The organism is Mycolicibacterium pyrenivorans (assembly GCF_025821625.1).
In the GTDB taxonomy this organism is placed as follows: domain Bacteria; phylum Actinomycetota; class Actinomycetes; order Mycobacteriales; family Mycobacteriaceae; genus Mycobacterium; species Mycobacterium pyrenivorans.
On sequence record NZ_JACKSH010000188.1, the window covers coordinates 1 to 22,226 of the forward strand.

General features: G+C 67.5%; 24 protein-coding genes. 16 read left to right on the plus strand and 8 right to left on the minus strand.

The window, feature by feature from the left end:
- A partial coding sequence (locus tag H7I57_RS21835; RefSeq protein ID WP_264025989.1) for a 13E12 repeat family protein occupies positions 1-1,004 on the minus strand: 1,004 nt, incomplete at its 3' end.
- 126 nt (positions 1,005-1,130) lie between these two features.
- Between H7I57_RS21835 and H7I57_RS21840 the strand changes: the two genes are divergently transcribed.
- Together H7I57_RS21840 and H7I57_RS21845 are read left to right on the plus strand one after the other, a co-directional pair.
- A complete protein-coding gene (locus H7I57_RS21840) occupies positions 1,131-1,823 on the plus strand; it encodes a haloacid dehalogenase type II (RefSeq protein WP_264025991.1) in 693 nt (230 codons plus the stop codon).
- The gene (locus H7I57_RS21845) at positions 1,820-2,986 is read left to right on the plus strand and encodes an FAD-binding domain (protein ID WP_264025993.1); all 1,167 of its coding nucleotides are present in this window, start codon (positions 1,820-1,822) and stop codon (positions 2,984-2,986) included. The genes H7I57_RS21840 and H7I57_RS21845 overlap by 4 nt, the downstream gene beginning before the upstream one ends.
- Here H7I57_RS21845 and H7I57_RS21850 read toward each other — a convergent pair.
- Complete coding sequence (locus H7I57_RS21850; RefSeq protein WP_264025995.1) at positions 2,974-4,029, minus strand: glycerophosphodiester phosphodiesterase; 1,056 nt, start codon at positions 4,027-4,029, stop codon at positions 2,974-2,976. The two genes, H7I57_RS21845 and H7I57_RS21850, sit on opposite strands and share 13 nt — an antisense overlap.
- A gap of 141 nt (positions 4,030-4,170) precedes the next feature.
- On the opposite strand from H7I57_RS21850, the gene H7I57_RS21855 reads away from it, so the two are divergent.
- Together H7I57_RS21855 and H7I57_RS21860 are read left to right on the plus strand one after the other, a co-directional pair.
- Positions 4,171-5,052 (plus strand): SDR family oxidoreductase, encoded by an 882-nt coding sequence (locus H7I57_RS21855; protein ID WP_264025997.1) that lies wholly within the window; start codon positions 4,171-4,173, stop codon positions 5,050-5,052.
- Positions 5,053-5,054: 2 nt separating this feature from the next.
- The gene (locus tag H7I57_RS21860; protein ID WP_264025999.1) at positions 5,055-5,537 is read left to right on the plus strand and encodes a hypothetical protein; all 483 of its coding nucleotides are present in this window, start codon (positions 5,055-5,057) and stop codon (positions 5,535-5,537) included.
- A gap of 39 nt (positions 5,538-5,576) precedes the next feature.
- Here the strand turns inward: H7I57_RS21860 and H7I57_RS21865 are convergent, their stop codons facing one another.
- Both H7I57_RS21865 and H7I57_RS21870 read right to left on the minus strand, forming a co-directional pair.
- Positions 5,577-7,913, minus strand: a complete 2,337-nt coding sequence (locus H7I57_RS21865; protein WP_264026001.1) for an ABC transporter permease — start codon at positions 7,911-7,913, stop codon at positions 5,577-5,579.
- Complete coding sequence (locus H7I57_RS21870) at positions 7,907-8,674, minus strand: ABC transporter ATP-binding protein (protein ID WP_264026004.1); 768 nt, start codon at positions 8,672-8,674, stop codon at positions 7,907-7,909. The genes H7I57_RS21865 and H7I57_RS21870 overlap by 7 nt, the downstream gene beginning before the upstream one ends.
- A 310-nt stretch (positions 8,675-8,984) precedes the next feature.
- Here H7I57_RS21870 and H7I57_RS21875 point away from each other — a divergent pair, with 310 nt between their 5' ends.
- The 3 genes from H7I57_RS21875 to H7I57_RS21885 are packed head-to-tail and all read left to right on the plus strand — an operon-like array spanning position 8,985 to position 11,569.
- A complete protein-coding gene (locus H7I57_RS21875) occupies positions 8,985-9,356 on the plus strand; it encodes an alpha/beta fold hydrolase (protein WP_264026006.1) in 372 nt (123 codons plus the stop codon).
- Positions 9,353-10,756, plus strand: coding sequence for a phenylacetate--CoA ligase family protein (locus H7I57_RS21880; RefSeq protein ID WP_264026008.1), 1,404 nt, complete (start codon positions 9,353-9,355; stop codon positions 10,754-10,756). The genes H7I57_RS21875 and H7I57_RS21880 overlap by 4 nt, the downstream gene beginning before the upstream one ends.
- A 48-nt stretch (positions 10,757-10,804) precedes the next feature.
- The gene (locus H7I57_RS21885) at positions 10,805-11,569 is read left to right on the plus strand and encodes an alpha/beta fold hydrolase (RefSeq protein ID WP_264026009.1); all 765 of its coding nucleotides are present in this window, start codon (positions 10,805-10,807) and stop codon (positions 11,567-11,569) included.
- Positions 11,570-11,580: 11 nt separating this feature from the next.
- Here the strand turns inward: H7I57_RS21885 and H7I57_RS21890 are convergent, their stop codons facing one another.
- Genes H7I57_RS21890 through H7I57_RS21905 form a run of 4 tightly spaced genes read right to left on the minus strand, consistent with a single transcriptional unit; the run spans position 11,581 to position 14,721 of the window.
- On the minus strand, positions 11,581-12,225 hold the full coding sequence (locus H7I57_RS21890; protein WP_264026010.1) for a PQQ-dependent sugar dehydrogenase: 645 nt from the start codon (positions 12,223-12,225) through the stop codon (positions 11,581-11,583).
- Positions 12,198-12,626 (minus strand): thioredoxin, encoded by a 429-nt coding sequence (gene trxA, locus H7I57_RS21895; protein WP_264026011.1) that lies wholly within the window; start codon positions 12,624-12,626, stop codon positions 12,198-12,200. The genes H7I57_RS21890 and trxA overlap by 28 nt, the downstream gene beginning before the upstream one ends.
- On the minus strand, positions 12,623-13,939 hold the full coding sequence (locus H7I57_RS21900; RefSeq protein WP_264026012.1) for a wax ester/triacylglycerol synthase domain-containing protein: 1,317 nt from the start codon (positions 13,937-13,939) through the stop codon (positions 12,623-12,625). Before H7I57_RS21900 ends, trxA begins: the two co-directional genes overlap by 4 nt.
- A 32-nt stretch (positions 13,940-13,971) precedes the next feature.
- The gene (locus H7I57_RS21905) at positions 13,972-14,721 is read right to left on the minus strand and encodes a potassium channel family protein (protein WP_264026014.1); all 750 of its coding nucleotides are present in this window, start codon (positions 14,719-14,721) and stop codon (positions 13,972-13,974) included.
- 142 nt (positions 14,722-14,863) lie between these two features.
- Here H7I57_RS21905 and H7I57_RS21910 point away from each other — a divergent pair, with 142 nt between their 5' ends.
- From H7I57_RS21910 to H7I57_RS21950, 9 genes are all read left to right on the plus strand, one after another.
- Positions 14,864-15,757: a haloalkane dehalogenase gene (locus H7I57_RS21910; RefSeq protein ID WP_264026015.1), complete on the plus strand. Its 894-nt coding sequence runs from the start codon at positions 14,864-14,866 to the stop codon at positions 15,755-15,757.
- 76 nt (positions 15,758-15,833) lie between these two features.
- Positions 15,834-16,145 (plus strand): protein UsfY, encoded by a 312-nt coding sequence (usfY, locus tag H7I57_RS21915; RefSeq protein ID WP_264026016.1) that lies wholly within the window; start codon positions 15,834-15,836, stop codon positions 16,143-16,145.
- 115 nt (positions 16,146-16,260) lie between these two features.
- Positions 16,261-16,434 carry a CsbD family protein gene (locus H7I57_RS21920; protein ID WP_264026017.1) on the plus strand — a complete coding sequence of 58 codons (174 nt, stop codon included), beginning with the start codon at positions 16,261-16,263 and terminating at the stop codon, positions 16,432-16,434.
- A gap of 370 nt (positions 16,435-16,804) precedes the next feature.
- Positions 16,805-17,362, plus strand: a complete 558-nt coding sequence (locus H7I57_RS21925; protein WP_264026019.1) for a prolipoprotein diacylglyceryl transferase — start codon at positions 16,805-16,807, stop codon at positions 17,360-17,362.
- A gap of 25 nt (positions 17,363-17,387) precedes the next feature.
- Positions 17,388-18,059, plus strand: coding sequence for an IF2 family translation initiation factor (locus H7I57_RS21930; protein WP_264026021.1), 672 nt, complete (start codon positions 17,388-17,390; stop codon positions 18,057-18,059).
- Positions 18,060-18,137: 78 nt separating this feature from the next.
- Positions 18,138-18,971 carry a SigB/SigF/SigG family RNA polymerase sigma factor gene (locus H7I57_RS21935; RefSeq protein ID WP_264026022.1) on the plus strand — a complete coding sequence of 278 codons (834 nt, stop codon included), beginning with the start codon at positions 18,138-18,140 and terminating at the stop codon, positions 18,969-18,971.
- Positions 18,972-19,062: 91 nt separating this feature from the next.
- Entirely contained in the window at positions 19,063-19,806 is a 744-nt protein-coding gene (locus tag H7I57_RS21940) for an SDR family oxidoreductase (protein WP_264026024.1), read from the plus strand.
- Between the two features lie 71 nt (positions 19,807-19,877).
- Positions 19,878-20,774: an AraC family transcriptional regulator gene (locus H7I57_RS21945; RefSeq protein ID WP_264026028.1), complete on the plus strand. Its 897-nt coding sequence runs from the start codon at positions 19,878-19,880 to the stop codon at positions 20,772-20,774.
- Between the two features lie 83 nt (positions 20,775-20,857).
- Complete coding sequence (locus H7I57_RS21950) at positions 20,858-22,051, plus strand: DUF7159 family protein (RefSeq protein ID WP_264026026.1); 1,194 nt, start codon at positions 20,858-20,860, stop codon at positions 22,049-22,051.
- Positions 22,052-22,226: the final 175 nt, after the last annotated feature.

The following is a 22,226-nucleotide window of genomic DNA, read 5'->3' on the forward strand; positions in this document are numbered from 1 at the left end:
TGCTCCAGGGCGCGACGCAGCCGGCGGCCGACCGTTCGGGTCGCCCGCCCGGCACCGATGGGTTGGCCGTCGCGTTCGAACCACACCTCGCAGGTGGCATCGCAGAGCAGATAGCGGCGGTCGGCATCGGGCAGCAGCGGGCCCAGATGCAGCGCGGCGATGCGCTGCGTGATGTCGAGATGCACCACCACGGTGGTGCGCTGCCCGTGGGGGCGGCGGGTGGCCTCGGTGTCCCAGCCCGCCTCGACCAGGCTCATGAACGCATCGACGGTGCCCGGAAGCGGGGGCGCCTGATCGGATACCTGCTCACCGTCGGGGTGGTCGTGTTTCCACTCGGTGATCAGCGCATCCTGATGAGACTGCAGGGCGGCGTCGACCTTCGCCGCGTCGTCGTGCGGGAGTTTGATGCGGTAGCAGGTGAACTCGTCATCGCTGGTCTTGGTGATCGACGGNTGAGACTGCAGGGCGGCGTCGACCTTCGCCGCGTCGTCGTGCGGGAGTTTGATGCGGTAGCAGGTGAACTCGTCATCGCTGGTCTTGGTGATCGACGGCGGTGCTGGCGGCTTGGGGTCGGGGTCGGGTCGCGGTTCGAGTTTGACCGCGGTGCGCAACTGGGCGACCGTCGCCGATTGGGCCAGCTGCGCGTAGTGGGCGTCAGATCCCTCGCCCGCCAGCTCGGCGATCACCCCGACCTGGTCCAGTGACAGCCGGCCCTCCCGCAAACCGGCCACGCAGCGCGGGAACTGTTCGAGGCGCCGCGCGACGGTGATGACCGTCTGGGCGTTCGTCGCCGAAGAACCCATCTTCCACGCCAGCAGCGCCGCGATCGACCGCGCCCCGGTGGCGCCGCACAGTTCGTCGCGCTCCATCTCGGCGGCGATCTCAACGATGCGCCCGTCGATCGCATTGCGCTGACCGGCCAACTCCGCCAACTCCTCGAACAACACCTCAAGACGCTGGTCAGGACGCACCCCAGCGGCCAAAGAGGCTGCGGACGAAGACATGTACTGATCATCGCAGAGGGGTCCGACAGTCCGCTGCCGCCGGCCGACGATCGGGTTGCCCTCGTGGCTGGAGCCCGCGCGAGCCAAGGTCGTACGGTGATGTGGCGCCGTCACGGAAGGGAGAACATGACCGAACGAGAGCCGGCCGTGCTGGTCTTCGATGTCAACGAAACCCTGCTCGACATCGAGTCGCTACAACCGCACTTCGAGCGCATCTTCGGTGACACCCGGGTGCTGCGAGAGTGGTTCGGGCAGCTGGTGATGTACTCGATGGCGCTCACCCTGTCGGGGCAGTACGCCGACTTTGGCACCCTCGGCCGCGCGGTGATGCAGATGACGGCAGAGGTGCACCACGTCAACGTCACCGACGGCGATCTGCGTGACTTCGCCGCCGGTATGCGCACGATGCCGGCACACCCCGATGTCGCGGGCGGTTTGGCCGCCCTGCGGAACCTCGGCTACCGCATGGCCACGCTGACCAACTCACCCGCGTCACCCGACGGGCGCACCCCGCTGCAGAACGCGGGTCTCGGTGACTACTTCGAGCGCCAGTTCAGCGTCGACCCGCAACGAGCGTTCAAACCCGCCCCGCAGCTCTACACCGGCGTCGCTTACGAACTGGGTGTGCCGACCTCGGCCGCCATGATGGTCGCCGCGCATCCGTGGGATCTCCTCGGCGCGCAGGCCGTCGGGATGAGCACCGCCTTGCTCACCCGCCCGGGCAATGCCGCGCTGCCCCTGCCCGGGATCGCGGAGCCGACGCTCGTCGCCACCGATGTCGGTGACCTCGCCCGGGCGTTGAGCGAGGGCCGGACATGAAGATCGCGATCAGCGGAACCGGGGTCGCGGGCGCGGCGCTTGCTCACTGGCTGCACCGCACCGGCCACACCCCGGTGCTGATCGAGCAGGCACCGGAGTTCCGCCGTGGCGGGTACATGATCGACTTCTGGGGCGTCGGCTACCGCGTGGCACGTCGCATGGGTATCGAGGCCGCGATCCGCGACGCCGGTTACGACATCGGCTCCGTACGCTCCGTGGACGACACCGGGAAGATCAAGGCCGATGTCGGTGTCGATGTCTTCAGGCAGATGATCGGCGACGACTACACCAGCCTGCCCCGCGGCGATCTGGCCGCGGCGATCTACGACACCATCGACGGCAAGGTCGCCACCATCTTCGGCGACAGCATCGCCTCGGTCGACGCCCGCGACGACCGCGTCGGGGTCACCTTCGAGCACGCGCCACCCGACGACTTCGACCTCGTGATCGGTGCTGACGGGCTGCACTCCAACGTCCGGCGTCTGGTGTTCGGTCCCGACGAAATCTTCGAGCACTACCTGGGATGCAAGGTGGCTGCCTGTGTCGTCGGCGGCTACCGACCGCGCGACGAGCTGGTCTACGTCACCTACAACACCCCTGGCCGACAGGTTGCGCGCTGCGCGCTGCGCGGGGATCGCACGATGTTCCTGTTCGTGTGGCGCACCACCGACGACGACGTTCGGCGACCAGCAAAAGAGCAGCTGCACAACGAGTTCGGCAACGCCGGGTGGGAGTGCCCGCAGATCCTGGACGCCCTCGACGGTGTCGACGAGCTGTACTTCGACGTCGTCAGCCAGGTCAAGATGGACCGCTGGTCGCAGGGCCGGGTGCAGCTGATCGGCGATGCGGCCGGCTGCATCTCGCTGCTCGGCGGTGAGGGCACCGGGTTGGCGATGACGGAGTCCTACGTCCTGGCCGGGGAGTTGCAGCGGGCTGACGGCGATTACCGAACGGCGTTCCGCCGCTACGAAGATCGCCTGCGCCCCTTCATCGCCGGCAAGCAGACCGGGGCGGAACGGATGCTGGGGTTCTTCGTTGCCAGGACCCGGTTCGGCGTGTGGTTCCGTAACGCCGCGTTGAACGCGATGAGCGTCGGGCCCCTCGCGAAGTTGCTCGCGGGCAGCGTCCGTGACGACATCGACCTTCCGGACTACGATTTCTGAGACGCCGGAAGCGGCATGCCGAGCTGGGCCATCACGCCGCGCAGCAGTGCGGGATAGTCGGTGATGATGCCGTCGACACCGGTGGCGATCTGTGCCCGCATCGTTTCGGCGTCGTTGACGGTCCACGGAATCACTCTCAGGCCCAGCGCATGTGCCCGGTCGACGAAGGCCTTGTCGGCAACGAGTGCGAAGCCCGGATCGTTGGGTGCCAGGCCGTACGGGACCGAGTAGCCGGGAGAGACGACGTTGGCGCCGACCATGGTCGCGCCGACTATGGGATCACCGATCACGGCGGGGTTGATGCCGTTGAGCCACGGCGACTCGGGCGTCCACGTCGTCTCGTCCCACAACGCCACCAGCGGAATCGACGGCTCGGCCTGGCGCACCAGCGGCAGCGTTCTCCAGTCGAAGCTTTGAATCTCGACCTGCCCTACCTTGCCTGCCGATCGGACCGCGGCGAGTATCACGTCGACGGATTCCGGTGGACTGGCCGACGTATCCGGTTTGTCCGCCTCCACCTTGGTCTCGATGTTGTAGCGCACGTCTGCCGCGTATGAATCGGCGAGGGCAAAGACTTCAGGCAGGGTCGCGATCCTGTTGTCCGCCACCACTTCGGCTCGAGAGAAGTCACCGAGCAGCTTTCCGCAATCAAGCGTGCGGAGCTGCGCCAGGGTGAGGTCATGCACCAGCTTCCCGACGTACGGATACAGCGGGTCGGCGGCGAATGCGGGTGCGGTGTCGGAGCATTTCTCGGGCTGGATCACAGGGTCGTGCCACACCAAGGGTTGCCCATCCTTGGTGACGACGACGTCCAGCTCCAGTGTGCTGACGCCGAGTTCGAGTGACTTCGCAAAAGCACGCAGCGATTCTTCGGTCGTCTCGCCGCGGCCGCCGCGATGGGCCTGAAGGTCGAAACTGGGCGACTGGGCGGCGGCCGACAGGGGGAACGCCGGTATGGAGACGGCCACCAACGCCGCTGCGGCCGCGACGAGAAGGCGGCGGAGACGTGACGACGTACGCGGCCGGGTTCTGTTCGACGGCATCGATGCACTCCCGAGGTGTGGGATCGCGGGTGTCCATTCGATCATGCAGCCGCCGCGGCTCGGGACCAGACGCCGCAGATATCGGTCGCATTTTTCGCACGATGCCGCTGTGGCGCGCGATCTGCCGACGTATGGTCAGGCATGGCCAGCGAGGGGGTTGGCGTGGTCCGTGAGCACTTTGACGACAAGGTGTGCGTGGTCACGGGGGCGGCGTCGGGCATCGGCCTGGCGGTGAGCGAAGCACTGCTGCGCGCGGGTGCGGTGGTGGTGCTGGCCGACCGGGACGCCGATCGGCTGGCGTCGACCGTCGACGGTCTGGACCACCCGCCGGGCCGGGTGGATTCCGCCGCTGTCGACGTGACGAGTCAGCCGCAGGTACAGCATCTCGTCGACGCCGCGGTGTCGCGTCACGGTGCACTCGACTTCATGTTCAACAACGCGGGCATCGGCGGCACGCTGCCGATCGGGGACGCGACGCTCGAGCACTGGCGCCGCATCATCGACCTCAACCTGTGGGGCGTGATCTACGGGGTGCATGCTGCCCTGCCGATCATGCGCCGCCAGGGCAGTGGGCACATCGTCAACACCGCCTCGCTGGCCGGCCTGGTGCCGTTTCCCTACCAGTCGCTGTACTGCACCACGAAGTACGGGGTGGTGGGCATGAGCGAGTGTCTTCGCTACGAGCTTGGCGCGGAGAACATCCGGGTCTCGGTGGTGTGCCCGGGCAACGTCGCCAGCCGGATTTTCGGCACGCCGCTCATCGGTGAGGCGGTCGAGGCCGAGCCGCCGGACGATGCGATTCCCGCCGAGGAGGCCGCGCGGATCATCCTGGACGGCGTCGCCGCCGGCGAGGGCATCATCGCCTTTCCGGAGGCGCCGAAACAGTTGTGGCGCCAATACTGCAGTACACCCGAGACGGTCGAAAGCTATCTGCAGCAGGTCGCTCGCCAGCGTCGCAGCGCATTCGCCTCAGGTGACGTTGCTGCGCTCTTCCGGCCGCCACCGGACCGCGGGGAGGCCTGAGCGTGGCTGGCACCGCGTCCGAAACCAGGGCCTACATCCGCGGCCAGATCGGCGGCGCTGCGCTCGTCAACGCCGCGCTCAACCCGTTGATCGAATGGGGTCTCAACCGCAGCAAGGGGTTTCAACCGTTCTGGGGTAGTGACGGGGTGGTGCTCAACATGGTGCTGACCTCGATCATCCTGTCGGTGTTGGTGGCGCTCTTCACCGCCCGCGGTGTGCACCACCAGGTGGCGGCCGGAAAGATCACCGCGATGCGGGTCGCGCCCGTGCTGGCCCGGTTGCCCGGCCGCGCCGGGGTTCTGGGTCTGCTGCTTGGCGCGAGTGCGGCCGTGGCTGCGGTGCTGGCGTTCTGGGTGCTGGACGTGATCGGCGTGGTCGGCATGCCGTTCTGGGGGCTACTGGTCCTGAAGGCCGGATACTGCGGTGTCCTGGGGGGCCTTGTCGCGTGGTGCGTCCTGCTGCGGACGCTTGGCGAGGATGTCTGATCCGCGGGCACCGGCCTGATACGTCGGTGAGGGAGCAGCTCACAACGATCGCTCACGCACCACCTTCGCGATGTCCATCCGGCCGATCACCCGGAACGCGGGAATCTGAGCCAGCAGGGCGGCGATCAGCACGGCCACCGCGACGATGAGCGGGGTCGTCGACTGCATGTCGAGGTGCCACACGTAGCCCTGGGTCTCGTACGTGGACATGAACCAGTCGGCGAGCCACGTCCCGGCGAGCAGGCCGACCGGCAGGCCGAGCAGCACCAGCAGCATGTTCTCGCCCGCGACCAGTCGACTCAGCAGCCGCGCCTCCATCCCTGCGGCCTGCAGGCTGCCCAACTCGCCGGTGCGCTCACCCACATTGGCCGACATCGCGTTGTAGAGCAACGCGGCGGCCATCACCGCCGCGAATACCAGCATCAGGCCGACCAGCGCGTCGTAAAGCGAGAATGCCTCCCGGATGGTGGTCTTGACCGACTCCGTTGACAGGTAGGCGACCACTCCGGGCACGGCACTCACCACTTTGCGCGCCGCTTCCTGCGACGCGCCAGGAGCCAGCCTCAGCATTACGCCTGTGTCGGGCGACAGCGTCGCGAGTTGCTCGTGCGCAATGTAGATCACCGGGCTCATCGGCTCGTCGACGAAGGCCACGACGGGTTGCTCGATGCGGATGTCGTTCTGGGTGTCGGTGACTGTGACGCGGTCGCCCACCGCCACTCCGAGTTCATCCTTCAGGCCCTGGCCCAGCAGCACACCATGAGAGGGAAGGTTCACGGCCGACCCCCCGGATGTGAAGCGGTGCATCTCGGTGGACTGCGGTAGCCCGACCATCAGGGTGTCGTACCGGTCACCCCTGGCTTCGACTGTCACGTCGAGGCGGGTGAAGGGCTCGGCCGCGGCCACCTGCGGGTCGGCACGCACCGCGGCAACTACCGAATCGGCGGCACCTGCAGCGGCGATGACCTGGGCGTCTTGAAGTTCGATCCCGCCGTACTGGCGGTTGATGACGCTGCTGACGGTGTCGCGCAGGCCCGCGAACACCATCACCAAACAGACCGAGATGACCACACCAACGACTGTCAGGGCCGTGCGCCGCCGGTTACGGGTAATGCCCCGCAACGTCATTCGCCACCGCACCGGCATCCGCCGCAGCGGCGGAAGCAGACGCTCGAGCACGCTGACGCCCCCGCGAGAGGCGGGCGGAGAGATTCGCATCGCTTCGGCCGGACTCATCCGCGACGCCGCGCGCGCAGGAGCCCATGCCGCGAGCGCCGCTGCCAGCGTGCCGACCAATGCGCCGACGACCAGGTTGTCCGCATGCAGCGACGTCACCCGCAGCGGCAGCCCCAGCGCCTGGGTGTATTGGGTGGTGAACCAGCCGCCGAGGAAGTAGCCACCGAACAGGCCCACGGTCGCGCCCGCCAAGCCGACCGCGACCCCGAAGGTCAGGTAGTGAGCACGCACAGTCCGTGCGGACATGCCGTTCGCCGACAGCGTGCCGATGACGGCGCGCTGCGCGGCGACCAGGCGGGACAGAAGCACGTAGGTTCCTACGACCGCCGCCACCAGGAACACCCACGGCAGCAACCTCGCGAACGTACCGACGGCGTCGACGTCGTCCTGCAGGGCGCGGTAAGACGGCTGCTCGTCCCTCGACGTGAGCACCATTCCCTTTGAGTTCGCCAGTTGTGTTGCCGCCATGAGCAATTCCGGTGCCTGGCTCCGGTCGCGCGCGTACAGCAGGAGCTGATCTGTCGGCTCCGGCATGAGTTGCGGTGTGTCCGGTGCCGGTACGAACACCACGCCGAAATTCTCGGGCGTGGTCATGATCTCCTGTTGCGATCGGGCCGGCCAGAAGTACTCGGTGGACAACGCCGACCCGGAAACCCCTACTGTGCGCCAGCCCGTCGGCCCCAGCACGTCGATGGTGTCACCCGGCCGCAGCCCGAAATGCGAGGTGAGGTGCTCCTCCACGAGAACCGCACCCTGCACCGGGAGCTCACCGGAACGCAACGCCAGTTGGGACACGACCGGCTGACGTGCGGCGGGCACGCTGACTGCGCGGCCGAAAATGGTGTGCCCGTTGATGCGTATCCCCACATCACTCTGCTGGCGAACCTCGACCGCCGGATTGCCGGGAAGTCCGCGGGCAGCATCGCCGAGGTCGACGGCGCCGGGCCCGCTGATGACGGCATCCGGTAACAACTGCACTGCGTACGCGCGGTCAAACGACTGCTTCAGATTCGCATACGCATCGGTGGCTGCCACGTACACTGCGATGCCGATGCCGATCACGGCCGCCGCCGCGAGGAACTGCCAATGCTGGCGCCACAGGTCCCTGCGCAGTTTGCGAAGCAGGATCCGACTCACCATTCGAGGTCTCGCGCCTCCACCGGCGCCTCCACCCGTTCCTGCCGCGTGACCGCTCCCGAATGGAGCCACACCACGCGGTCAGCCATCGACGCGATCGTGGAGTTGTGCGTCACCAGCAGCACCGTGTGGTGTCCCTCGCGGGCGAGTGCCCTCAACACCGCGAGCACCTGTCGGCCTGTGGCCAGGTCCAGGCTGCCCGTCGGCTCGTCGCACAGCAGCAGCGGCGGTTCTTTGACGATCGCACGGGCGATGGCCACCCGCTGCTGCTGGCCGCCCGAGAGTTGACCGGGAAACCGGTCGGCCACCTCCGAAAGCCCGACCTTGTCCAGCGCCTCGCGGCTGCGCTGGGCGGGATCCTCGCCGGCGAGTTCGGCGATGATCTCCACATTCTCCAGCGCCGTCAACGTGGGGACGAGGTTGAAGAACTGAAAGACGAAACCAACACTGTCACGCCGGTATGCCGTGCGCTCCTTTGCGCTCAACGTCTCGATATCGTTGCCCGCCACGACGACCCGCCCCTCGGACGGCTCTTCGATTCCGCCGACGAGGTTGAGCAGCGTGGTCTTTCCGGAACCCGACGGGCCCAGCAGCACGACGAACTCGCCCGGCCGAATTACCAGATCCACATCCTTGAGTGCCTGGACGGCCGCCGGCCCGGAGCCGTACGTGCGGCCCACACCCTCCAACTGCAGCGCCGGATATCCCGATGCCGCTGCGGCCTCGGCCGCCGCTTCGAGGTCGGACGGCGGATGCCTACTCATAACAGCACGATCGCCCCCGGCCACGCCGTCCAGTAGAGGCCAAGGTCACCGGACATGCGTCCAGTCGGTTCTGGAAACCGGCTGTGTCGGGAGGCCAGTATCGGGAAACGACGCCGCTGAGTGGGACGGGATGAACATGACAGTGCCCGAGGAGTGTTCTTCGACTCCGACGGGGCGCGGTGTGCGGCGGCACCGGGGTTGCACCCTCCGCCAGCGACTGAACTGGGACGTGACGTCGCGGACACTTCAGTTCGCCGCCGCGGCGGTCCGAGATTTGTTGGGGGCCAAACTTGGACGGGACCCCTGCCTGGTGCCTGTGGTGGCCGCTCCCGGCGAGGTGGCGGTCTTCACCGAGTCGGACGCCAAGGTTGCGTTCGACGCGCACGGAGGTGAATGCGTGGGTTGGCGAAATTCGCTAGCCCCGCGAATGCTGTTCGCGCTGCCACGCTGTTGCACGGGTACGGCCGAGAAGCTGCACATGCCCGTGCTGATGTGTCTAGGTGACAACGATCTGCAAGCCTCGCCTCGATTCGCCGCGCGCATCGCATCACTCATGCCGAATGTGGAGATCCGCCGATATCCCGTAGGGCACTTCGACGTCTACATCGGGGAGTTGTTCGAGGAGATCAGCTCGGCTGGAGCCGAGTTCCTGAGTCGGCATCTGGTCAGTAGCCGGCCATGACGGACAACAAGATGCGCGCAATCACCACTTTCGTTCGGGTGTCATGGGATGCGCTGAAGGCGGGACGAGAACGCGAAGCGGGCATCGCGCGACGTCAATCGGATCGATTACAGGAGTTGGTGGCCTTCGCCCGCGAACACTCGCCGTACCTCGCCCGCCGCTACCAAAGCGTGCCCGCCCACGTCACGCACATCGATCAAATGCCCGCGCTGACCAAGGCGGAGATGATGGCTCACTTCGATGAGTGGATCACCGATCCGGCGGTGTCGAGGAAGAAGGCCGAAGACTTCATCGCGGACCCAAACCTCATCGGCCACGACCTTCTCGACCGCTACGTCGTCTGCACCACCTCCGGTGCGACCGGCACCCCCGCGATCCTGCTCCACGATCGTCGCGCGCTCACCGTCTACAACGTGCTGGGGTACGTCCGGTCCATGAGGACGGTCTTGTCGGCGCGACAGGTCTGGGCGCTGTTGCGCGGCAAGGGCAGGATGGCGGCGGTGTTCGTCACCGGCGGGCACTATCTCGGGAACACGATGATCGCCCGGCGCCATCAAGCGATGCCGTGGCGCGCCAAGACCCAGCGGCTGTTTTCGGCGCTGACGCCACAGGACGAGTTGGTCGACGAACTCAATGCGTTCTCCCCGGTGATACTGGGCGGCTACCCCAGTGCGCTGGACCTGTTGGCGCGACAGCAGCTTGCTGGCCGGCTGCACATCCGACCGTTCTTCGTCTCCGCCGCCGGTGAGACGCTCACCGACGAGGCGCGGCAACGGATCTCGGCCGCGTTCGGATGCCGTGTCTCCAACTACTACGGCTCCTCCGAGGCTATTGGGTTGACGTTCGAATGCGCCGCCCACCGGATGCATCTCAACAGCGACTGGTACATCGTCGAGCCGATCGACGCCGATGGCCGGCCGACACCGCCCGGGCAGATGTCTGATGGCGTGCTGATCACCAACCTTGCCAACCGGATTCAGCCGATCATCCGATATCAGATGGGGGATCGCATCGCGATCAGCCCGACTCCGTGCCCGTGCGGCAGCCCCTTCCCGCAGATCAGCGTCGAGGGGCGCACCGGCGACGTCCTGGTGTTTCCATCCGCCGAGGGCGCAGCGATCCGAATTCTCCCGCTGCCCCTGGTGACGGTCGCGGAGGAGACGCCGGGCCTGGCGAGCTGTCAGCTCATCCAGACCGCACCGTCGACAATGTTGGTGCGCTTGTCCGTCACGCGGCCACAGGACGAGCCGGCGGTGTGGAATGCGCTGCGTACCCGCTTGGTGGACTACCTCGCCGCGCAGGGTGCGGGCCCGGTGATCATCGAAAAAGGTTCGGAGGGGCCGCAACTGCATCCGCGCAGCGGGAAGTTCCGGCAGGTGTACTCCGAAGTGGTTCACTGACAAGAAGCATCGGTCAGAGGTCGGTCCGCGTGTTGGGAGGAATCGGAGATGCAGTTCCATCAGTTCGGTACGGCGAACCCTCACCGCCTGATGCTCATTCACGGCTTGGCTACCACCTGGCAGCAGAGCTTCGGTGCGGTGATCCCCCGTCTGGCGGCGAATTACCATGTCATCGCTGTGGGCATGGACGGCCATGACCCCAACGAGCGCCGCGAGTTCTCCACGAGTGCCGCGGCGGCGACATCGGCGGCTGAGTTCGTTCGGCGCGAGTTCGACGGGCACCTGGACGCGCTCTACGCCGCGTCGCTGGGCTGCACGGTGGCCATGTCGATGGTGATTCGCGAGAAGGTCCACGTCGACCACTTGGTATTGGACGGAGCTGCCAGGCCGTCGTTCGGAGTGTTGACCCTTCCGATAGCGAAACTGACGGCCACCATGGTGCACGGCGCGGCGCGGGGTCGTTATGCGTTGCTGCTCAGGCTATTTGGGCTGACTCCCCAGATGCGGGATCATTTCTTGTACAAGGGTGCCTCGAAAACGACCCTCACCAACGGTTGCCGAGAAGGCTTGACGTTCTTCGACATGTTGCCGCCGGCGACGCACTATCCAGACATTGCCGTCGCCTGCTGGTACGGAAGCCGGGAGAAGAGACTCGTTGACAAGGGCATCGCGAAGCTCAGGGAGTACTTTCCTGAGCTGGAGGAGAGAGCCTTCCCCGGGTACGGCCACGGCGAGATCCTGCAGCATCCAGAACAGTTCATCGCGGAGCTCGAGGGCTTTCTCTCCAGCAAGCCTCCCCGGATGCCGCGATGAGCTTCGGCGCGTCAGACCTGGACCGCCGTCGACGTGCTGCCCGCCGGGGCGATGCGCACGAGCGCTCCCGGCTGATAGGTCAGCTGGTAGATGTTGCCGTCGGGGCCCTGGGCCAGCACGACGGTCGTACCGGCCTCCGGGTCGAAGTCCACCGCGTCGCCGCATGCCGTGAACTCCGGAGTGTATGTCAGCACCTTGATCCACCCCTTCACCAGATCGGCGATGAAAACCTTGTTCACGTAGTCGGGGCCGAACGTCGCCCCGTCGTACACGAGCACGGACGTGATGGCCGCGCCGCCGCCTCGGGGGTAGGTGTAAATCGGATCGGTCTTTCCCGAGCAGTTGGTGGTGCAGATACCTTCGGCGCTCGGCCAGCCGTAGTTGCCTCCGGCGGTGATCAGGTTGACTTCCTCGAAGGAGGCCGCGCCCACATCGGCGACCAGCAGTTGACCGGTCGGGGTGAACGTCAACCGGAACGGATTACGCAGGCCGTAGGCATAGATGTAGGGGAGTGCGCCCACTCCCAGCGCCGGGTTGTCCGACGGTGCGGTGCCGTCGGTGTTGAGCCGCAGGATCTTGCCGTCCGTCACGTCTCGGTAGGCGGGCTGCCGCCGCCGTGAACGCTCCGCTAGTTCGCCAGGGACTGGTCCAGCCAACTGCGCAGGGCGGCTACCGGAGCCGCACCGGACTGGCGCGCCAGGACGCGGCCACGATCCACCAGCAACAGCGTGGGAACGGCGTGCACGTCGAATCGTCGCGAAAGACCCGGCGCGGTGTCTACGTCGATCTTGACGAGTTTGAGCGTGCCGGCGCGCTCACCGGCGAGTTGCTCCAGCGCCGGGCTCACCATGCGGCACGGGCCGCACCACGGCGCCCACAGGTCGACGAGCACCGGCACCGAGGCACTCTCCACCACATCCGCGAAATCGTCGTCACCGGCCGACGTGATCCACGGCAACCACTGCTGGCACTGCCCGCAACGGGGCTTGCCCCGGCCGCCGGAGGGTACGCGGTTGCGCCGCCCGCACTGCGGGCACGTCACGGTGCTCGAACTCATGGGTTCATTCTCGTCCCGATCGTGTCATCACCCAACGCGATCGTGCACAACTCGTCGAAGGAGGTCTCGAGTTCGTCGGCAAGACCGGCGACGTCGGGCAGCGCGTGCGGGTCGGTGCACAACCCGATCCCGATGTCGCCGGCGCACGAGATCGCCGAGATCCGCAGCGCGTGATGCAGCGCCGGCTCCGACGAGGAGAACAGGTGGACCACCCGTCGCCCGGCGACGCCCACCGACGACGACGGGCCGGGCACGTTGGAGACGGCGACGCTGAATTCCCGCGCGCTGCCTGCGAGTCGTTGCGCGGCCGCGCCGAGGTGCCGGAGGCGGCCGAGGGCGTGGAAGAGATCGAACATCTCGTCGGCGTCGCCGAGTTGCTTGCGCCGTGCGGTCTCGCTCCGGATCAGGTCGAGCCGGGTCAGCGGATCCGGTTCGGCCAGTGGCAGATCCACGTTGATGAAAGAGTCCCGGTTGCCCAGATCGCCTGCGGACTCGTCGCGGTGATGGAGGCTGACAGGCACCTGGGCGCGCAGCCGATGCAGCGCCGCCCCGCCCTCGCGCAACCAGCCGCGCAGGCCGCCCGCCACCACCGCGAGCAGCACGTCGTTCACCGTGGCGTGCTGCGGCCGCGAAGCGCCGATCGCCTTCAACTGCGTCAGCGGCACCACGGTGAAGGCGAGCTCGCGGGCGGCGCCGACGGGACGGTCGAACGGCGAACGTGCCGCGGGCCTGCCGAGTTCGCGCAGTACCGCCTCCGGCATCCGGCGAGCTTCGGTGAGTCGTGACGGGGTCGCGGCGCCCCGCACACCGGCGACTCGTGCCTGCGGGTCGGGACGACGCGGGTCGAACAGCACCGCGTCCAGGAACCGCACGCCGGCGATCCCGTCGGCCATCGCGTGGTGGATTCGGGCGGCGATCGCTTCCCGGCCGTCGGTCAGCGGCCCGATCAGATCGAACGTCCACAGCGGACGCCGGTGGTCGAGGTGCTCGGCCATCAGTTCGCCGATGCTGCGCCACAGCGCGTCGCGCGTCACGGGCCCGGACGTGGCGCGCCGCCGAACATGGGCGTCGATGTCGAACGCGGGATCGGGCACCCACCGTGGCCCGTCCGCGTCGTCCACGACGCGTTCGGTCGCCCGCGGCTGCCCGGCGAGCCGGTCCGCGACCTCGCTGCGCAGCCGGTCCAGATCCAGCGGTCGATCAGCTGATTCGAGCACCATCAGCTTGAGGGTGTGACCCGTGATGGCAGGCGATTCCAAACCAAGGATGCGCGCGTCCTCATCGGACAGCGGCTCACCGTCTCCGCCCACCATCGGCTCAGTATGGACCACACCGACCGGGTCGGTCAGCGGCGCGACCAGGCTCCTTCGCGGTCGTCCTGCCCCATCTCCAACTGCGCGGACAGCTGCCGGATCTCGTCGCGCAGATCGTCGATCTGGGAGGCCGTGGCGGCGCGGTTGGCGGAATCCTCCTCGGCGACGCGTTCCACGATCCACGAGGCCACGGTCGCGGTGATGACACCGATGAGGCTGATGCCGCCGATCATCAGCAGCACGGCGATCACCCTGCCGGTGACGGTCACCGGATACATGTCGCCGTACCCGACGGTGGTGATGGTGGTGATCGACCACCAGACCGCGTTGCCGAAGTTGGTGATCGTCGCGTCGGGGGCGGACCGCTCGGTCTCCAGCATTGCCAGCGACACGACGTAGACCAGCAGAATCGCGCTGAACGCGGTGTAGACCGCCACCCGGCCGCGGATCGCGTCGCCGCCCGCCCTGTGCATCACCTTGACCAGCACCACCAACCGCAGCAACCGCAGGGGGCGCAGGAACGGCAGCGCGACGACCGCCAGGTCGAACAGATGCCGGAAGAACCACGAGGCACGCTGCGGCGCCAACGTGAGCCGGACGACGTAGTCGCCGACGAACGCGAGATACAGCACCGTCATGGTGACGCCGAGAAGGTCCCCCACCGGGCGGGTGGGAGTGGTGAGCACCTGCAGCGAATACACGAAGAGAAACGTGACCGCCACGGCGGCCAGAATCCACTCGCTACGGGACTCCCATTGCTGGAGCCGTTCGGCGGAACCCATCGATCGACACTCACCTTCCAGTAACAGCGACGCTGCGCGACCCCCGCAACCTGCGGTAAGGGTACTCAGCAGCATCGGGGGTCAAACAATTGCGCGCGACCGCCTGCGTCGGACCGAGAATGCGCACTAGCGTCGGTGAGTCATGGACGTGCTGCGTACCGCCGACTCCCGTTTCACCGACTTGGCGGGTTATCCCTTCGACCCGCACTACGTCGACGTCGCGGCCGCCGACACCGCGGCGCTGCGGATGCACTACCTCGACGAGGGGCCGCGCGACGGCGCACCCGTCGTCCTGTTGCACGGTGAACCGACGTGGAGCTACCTGTATCGCACGATGATCCCGCCGCTCGCCGCAGCCGGCCACCGGGTGCTGGCACCCGATCTGATCGGGTTCGGCCGCTCGGACAAACCGACCGCGATCGGTGACTACACCTACCTGCGTCACGTGCAGTGGGTGACGTCGTGGTTCGAGACGCTGGATCTCACCGACGTCACCGTCTTCGTGCAGGACTGGGGCTCGTTGATCGGGCTGCGGATCGTCGCCGAGCAGGGTGCACGGTTTGCGCGGGTGGTGGTCGCCAACGGTTTCCTGCCTACCGCCGACCGCGGGGTGCCGCCGGCATTCCGGATCTGGCGCGCCTTCGCGAAGTACACACCGTGGCTGAGCGCCGGCCGGCTCGTCGGCGTCGGGACGGTCACCAAGGTTCCCGCCGCGGTGCGGGCGGGTTACGACGCGCCGTTCCCTGACAAGCGGTACCAGGCCGGGGCTCGGGCGTTTCCGCAACTGGTGCCGACTTCGCCCGACGATCCCGCCGTGCCCGCCAACCGCGCCGCCTGGGAAGCGCTGGGCCGCTGGGACAAGCCGTTCCTGGCGCTCTTCGGGGCCAAGGACCCGATCCTGGGCGGGGCCGACACGCCGCTGATCCGGCACGTCCCCGGCGCGGCCGGCCAACCCCACGCGCGGTTGCGGGGCAGCCACTTCATCCAGGAGGACTGCGGCCCTGAGCTGGCCGAACGCATCCTCGCCTGGATGTAGGGCGTCATTCCTCCGTCACTGTGATCCAGTTCACAGCAGGCGTAGCCTGGAGGTATCTCTGCAGGAAGGAGATGCGATGAAAGGCGCGCACCACGATCCGGTGGACCATGCCCGCACCACCCAACCGCACGCCGGTGAATCCTTCATCGACACCCTCTGGCTGCCCGGTCTGATCCTGATCGGTGTCGGCACCGTCCTGATCGCCGGGACGGTGGCGGCGACGGCCTACGGCAACAGCACCTTGTCGTTGATCCTCGCCCTGGTCGCCGGGGCACTGGTGACGGCTGGTGCGCTGCTGATCACCCTGGAGCACCAAAGGGTCAAACGGGTCGAACGGCAGTGGCTGTCCGAGCACTCGGATCGCTCGGCCCACCTGCACGCCGGCTGAGGCCAAGCAGGCCCGCCCCGGCGCGCCACGTTTCGATGTCCGCTCCACCAGGTATCCCAACGGTCTCGCGCGTTGGCCACACGGGCCGGTGCCACGCGAAGTAGGAGAAGATGCTGTGAGCGGTACGGACAAGGCGAAGAACAAGGTCGAAGACCTCGGCGGGAAAGCCAAGGAGGCCGTCGGCAAGGCCACCGGCGATCGGGACACCGAGAACGAGGGCCGTGGCGACCAGGCGAAGTCCAGCATCAAGGACGCCGGCGAGAAGGTGAAGGACGCTTTCAAGAAGTAGCTCGCCTCTGCCGTCGCAGCCGATGTCACGACGTACAGGAACGCCCGGAAGGGTCAGACGCCGACGCGTGTCTGACCCTTCCGGCGTCTCCTCCGAGACGACGGTCGCCGCGGCCTGCGAGGTTTGGAATGGTGACCAGCGGGTACCAGTAGTCCCGCGAGTTGAAGCTGTTCGGTCAAGTCATGGCAACAGTGCTTCACGACTAGAGCAGCTGGTCCGCAGGATTCGTCCCGGTCGCCATGGCCGACCACTTTCACGGTCGCCATTTCCCACGCTGTCGAGCCATGTCCGGGTTTGAGCCGCGCCGCATCACTACACACCACCGGACAACTCGTTTCCGAGTTGTCGCAAGCGCCAAGAGGAGACTCAGATGACTGAGCACAACAAGGCAGACGAAGCCCGTAAGGGATTGATCGACTCGGTGAAAGGCAAGGCGAAGGAGATCGCAGGCGCCGTCACGGGTAACGACTCCCTGACCGCCGAGGGGCAACTCGAGCAGACCCAGGCTCAAGAGCGCAAAGCGGCCAACAGCGTCGAAGCCGTTGCCGATGCGGAGGCCGAGCAGGCCAAGGCCGAGGCCGACGCGGCGCGCCGGCAAAGCGCACAGCAGCGGACCGCGGTGAACTCCAAGACCGACGCCGTGGAGAACTCCGTGCGGGACCAGCAGGCTGCGCAGAAGCGCGCCGCCGAGCAGATCGGACACCAGGAAGAGGTGCGGGAGAAGTCGCGCGCCGAACTCGACGCGCAGGCCAAGATCCAGCACGCCAAGGCCGAAGAGCGCGACGAGGTCGCGGCGGCCACCGAGGAAGTCGCCGATGCCGCGGAAACCCATATCAGCGTGGCGCAGGCCGCATCGAACGCCGAGGCCGAAGCCGATCGCATTCGGCGCGAGGCCGACAAACTGACCCGCGAAGCCGACCTGCCCTGAGCACCGGAAGACACAGGAGTTATCAATGAGAATCATCGACGCCCCACTGGCGGTTCTGCGTTTCCAGTACCGCATCGTGCGGATGCCACTTCAACTGATCGAGCAGAACGTGTTCGCCCGGATGGGCGCGGAGGCGCCTGCGCGGCTGTTCTACGAGCGTTCGCTGGGATTGATGGACGCAGCCGTCGGCAGCGCGCTCGGGGACCCGCGTCTGGCAGAGCGTGGCGACGCCCTCGCCGAGCGCAGTGATGCGCTTCGCCATGCGGCCGATCTGGACGACGCCGCCAAGGCGGCCCGTGAGCAGTCCCGTTCGGATCTGAAAGCCAAGAGCGACAAGGCGATCGACGAGCAGCGTAACGCGCGGACCGAGGCCAAGCGTGAGGTGGAGGACGCCAAGTCCACCGCCGCAGAGGAAAAGCGTGCTGCTGAAGAGGCGGCTGCGAAGCGCACCGCCTCCGCGAAAGAGAAGGCCGACGATGCGGCCGCGCAACGGGTGAAGGCCGCCGAGGCGGCCAGGCGCGACGAGCAGGCCAGAATCCGTGCGGGCGAGGAGAAGGCGGCCGCGGCCGCCAAGTCGAAACTCGACGACGCTCAGGACAAGCGCACCGAGGCCGACATGAAGCGGACCCAGGCGGATCGGGTCGAAGAACTCGTCGACGTCGAGAAGCAGAAGCGCCAAACCGAGCGCGCCGAGTAGTCCTGATCCCAGCAAGACCCGCGTAACCCGGTTCAGCTCCGAGCCAGCCCAGTCGACCGGCGGATGGAGAACGTACCGATGACCTCAAGCCCGAACTCTGAGTATGCCGATGTCACCGACATGCTGCGACACCTGATGACACTGGACGACCAATCGACCGAGTACCGGCGCCAGCGGGAGGCGATCATCGCGCGCTGCCTGCCGCTCGCAGACCACATCGCGCGGCGCTTCGGCAACCGCGGGGAAGCTCGCGACGACCTCGTCCAGGTGGCGAGGATGGGGCTGGTGCAGGCGGTGAACCGATTCGACGCCGAGCACGGCGCGGAGTTCCTGGCGTTCGCCGTGCCGACGATGATGGGTGAGGTTCGCCGGTACTTCCGCGACCACGGATGGTCGGTCAAGGTTCCGCGCAGGATGAAAGAACTCGGGCCTCAGCTCAACAAGGCCCGCGAAGAACTGTTCCAGGAGTTGCAGCGGGCGCCCACGGCCAGCGAGATCGCCGAACGTCTCGGCATCGATCGCGAAGAGGTGGTGCAGGCCCAGATCGCGTCCAGCGCGTACTCCACGCTGTCGTACGACACCCCCGGCTACGGGGTGGGCGACGACGAGGGGCGATCTCTCAGCGACAGCGTGGGCTTCGTCGACGCGAACCTCGACAAGGTGGTCGACGTCGAAACCGTCCGGCCTCTGCTGGCGGCCCTGCCCGCACGGGAGCAGACCGTGCTGATGTTCCGGTTCTTCGAGAACATGACCCAGAGCCAGATCGCCGAAAGGCTGGGGATCTCGCAGATGCACGTATCGCGCCTCCTGGCCCGGTCCCTGGCGGCCCTGCGCGAACAGGTTTCGGCGCCCGCACACGGCGGCGGCCGGCCGACCGCACCGGCGTCTCCGCCGCTGCGGGTGAGCGCCTAGCGTTTCACCCGGAGACGCCGCAAGACGATCGCGAAGCATTCCCGGACGCTGCCGTCTTGTCCACGGGCGCAGGCGAACTTAGTTTCGAAGCATGAAAACTGTGCTCATCACCGGCTGCTCCTCCGGCTACGGTCTGGAGACCGCTCACCGCTTCCATGACGAGGGGTGGAACGTCATCGCGACGATGCGGACCCCGCGGCCCGACCTGCTTCCGCGTTCCGAACGCATGCACGTGGCCGCCCTGGACGTCACCAAGCCCGAAAGTATCGCTGCCGCAGTGCAGACGGCGGGGCCCATCGACGTCCTCGTCAACAACGCGGGCATCGGTGCAGTCGGCGCCTTTGAGGCCACCCCGATGAAGACCATCCGAGAGTTGTTCGAGACCAACACCTTCGGGGTCATCGCGATGACGCAGGCCGTCGTGCCCCAGATGCGTTCGCGCCGTTCGGGCGTCGTCGTCAACGTCACCTCCAGTGTGACGCTGACCGCGATGCCGCTGGCAGCGGCCTACACCGCCAGCAAGATGGCCGTCGAAGGGTTCATCGCGTCGCTGGCTCTCGAGCTCGACTTCTTCGGCGTCCGGGCCAAACTCGTTGAGCCGGGATACGGCCCGACTACCGGGTTCGCCAGCAACGGGGCCGAACGGCTCGTCGGACTGATACCGCCGGAGTACGAACCGTTCGCGGCGCCGATCATGAACGCGTTCGCGGCGCCGGGGGCGGTGACCACCCCGCAGGACGTCGCCGACGTCGTCTATCACGCCGCCACCGACACGTCGGACCGGTTGCGCTACGCCGCCGGTGCCGACGCCGTGGCACTCGCCGAATCGAGCTAGACCGGCGCTGTCTCCGTTAGCGTTGCCATGTGGGCGCGCCAGATGCGGGAGTCGCCAACGACCCCGGTCCGATGGAAGAGCTGATGTCACTGCTGCGACCGGAGGCCGTGCTGTCCAAGATCGTCACCGGGGGCGGGGAATGGAGCGTCCGCAAGCCCCGCTACGGCGATCCCGCCTTCTGCCTGATGCTGCAGGGGTCGTGCGTGCTCGAACCGGAGGGCCTCGACCCGATCGACCTGGGGCACGGCGATTTTCTCCTGTTCCCCGAGACGCCCGAGTTCACGCTGGGCGCCAACCGCGACATGGAGCCCACCTTCGCCGCACTGGACCACGCTCGGCACACCCGGCACGGCTCCGAGTCGGAGCCGGTCTCTATGCGGATGCTCGGCGGGTACTTCCGGTTCGATCCCGTCAACGCGCCCCTTCTGGTCTCCCTGTTGCCGAAGGTTCTCCTGGTACGCCGGGTTGCGCCGGGGTCGGCGCGGCTGAGCCGGATCGTCGAGCTCATCGCCGACGAGGCCGACACCGACAGCGTGTGCCGTGACGTGATCCTGCAGCGTCTCGTCGAGGTGCTGTTGATCGAGGCCGTGCGGGTGCACGCGGCACCGCCCCTGGGGGGTGGGCAGCGGGGGTTGATCGCGGGGCTGTCCGACCCTGTGCTGGCGCCGGCACTTCACCAGATGCACGCCGACATCGCGAAGGGGTGGACCGTCGAGCAGCTGGCACGCGCGGCGGCGGTGTCCCGCGCGGTGTTCGCCCAGCGCTTCACCCGCACCATGGGCATGCCGCCGATGCAGTACCTCCTGGAGTGGCGGGTGGCGCTCGCCAAGGATCTGCTCCGCACCGAACACCTGTCGACCGCGCAGGTGGCCCGCCGGGTCGGCTACCAGTCCGCCAACGCCTTTACCACCGCGTTCACCCGGCTGACCGGATGCTCTCCCACGGAGTTCGCGCGCAGGCCCGCCTGAGCCGGTCTCGACAGGCGGATGCGCCCACATGACCGCTGGCGGTAATGTCGTCGGTTGATCGCGAACAGATCGGGGACTCGCTCATGAACCTCGTACTCGGTTTGTCGATGACCTCGTCATCGGTGCGCTGGGTGCTCGTCGAAGGCACGACAGGCGACGGCGCCACCCTCGACCGAGGCTCGCTCCCCATCGGCGTCGACGAGTCCTTCGACGCAGATGGGCTGCTGCGCGGGCTGTGGGAGAAGGCCGACGCGGGCCGCATTCACGCCATCGGGCTCACCTGGACCAGCTCGGCCGAGGCGACCGCCAACGCGGTGTGGCAGGCGCTTACCGACCGCCACGTCGAGAACGTCATCGCGGTCTCCGACGTCGAGGCCGCGGAGGCCCTGACCTGCGGTATCGCGGACATCGCCGGGTACGAGCGGGTGGTGGTGTGCGTCGTCGAACCGGGCGCGGCCGTCGTCGCCGCAGTGACGCCGGACGGGGTGATCGCCGACCGCGTCGATGCCGCGGCCCTCAGCAATGTCGACGGGCTGTCTCCCGACGCCGTCTTCGTGGTCGGTTCCGGTGATCTCGACGCCGTGGTGTCCGCACTCGAGCAGCGCACGTCGGCACCGGTGGTGACGGCCGACGAGGCCAACCTCGCGCTGGCCAGGGGAGCGGCACTGGCGTCCGCCTCGGCGGTGTCGATCCTCGACGCCCAGGCTGCACCCGCCCACCGCCGGTTCTCGCCGACGGCCACCCTGGCCGGGGTGCTCGCCGCCGCGGTGGTGACGTTCGTCGTCTCGCTGTCGGTGGCGCTCGGCATGACGCTGACCCCGGACACCGAGGTGCCCCAGATGGCGCGCTCGGAGGAATCGGTCCGCGAGGCCGCGCCGTTGCCGGTGACGGCGGCGCCGGCCGCGCCGAAACCGGCCGCACCGCCCCCGCCCGAAAATCCCGCGGTCGCCGAGAAGGTCGCGGTCGCAGTACCGGTACCCGACGCCGTGCCGATGGTCGATCCGCCCGCCGCCCCGGTGGCAACGCCGCCGGTGTACCAGGAGCCGATCGCTCCTGCGCCTGCCTACGTTCCGCCCGCGCCGGCACCTGTCTATGCGCCTCCGCCACCGCCGCCCAACTATCTGCCGCCCGCGCCGGAACCCGCTTATGTGCCTCCGGTGCTGCCGCCGCCCGCCCAGGTGCCCAGTTACCCGCAGCCGGAGCCCCGGTTGCGGGACCGGATCATCGAGCGGATCCCGATCATCAACCGGTTCCACGAACCGGACCCCTACGGCTGACTCACGCCACTTTTGCGCCGCTCCCACGCCGCTCCCGCGCCGGAATTGCATTCCGGCAGGGAAATTTCGAGTGAGGCCCTGCTAATCCGAAAATAGAGGTGAGGTGCGCTGGGTGTGGGCGCGTCGGTGTTGCCGTGGGTGCCACGGCGGGTTTGGTGTGTTCGCGGGTCAGGCT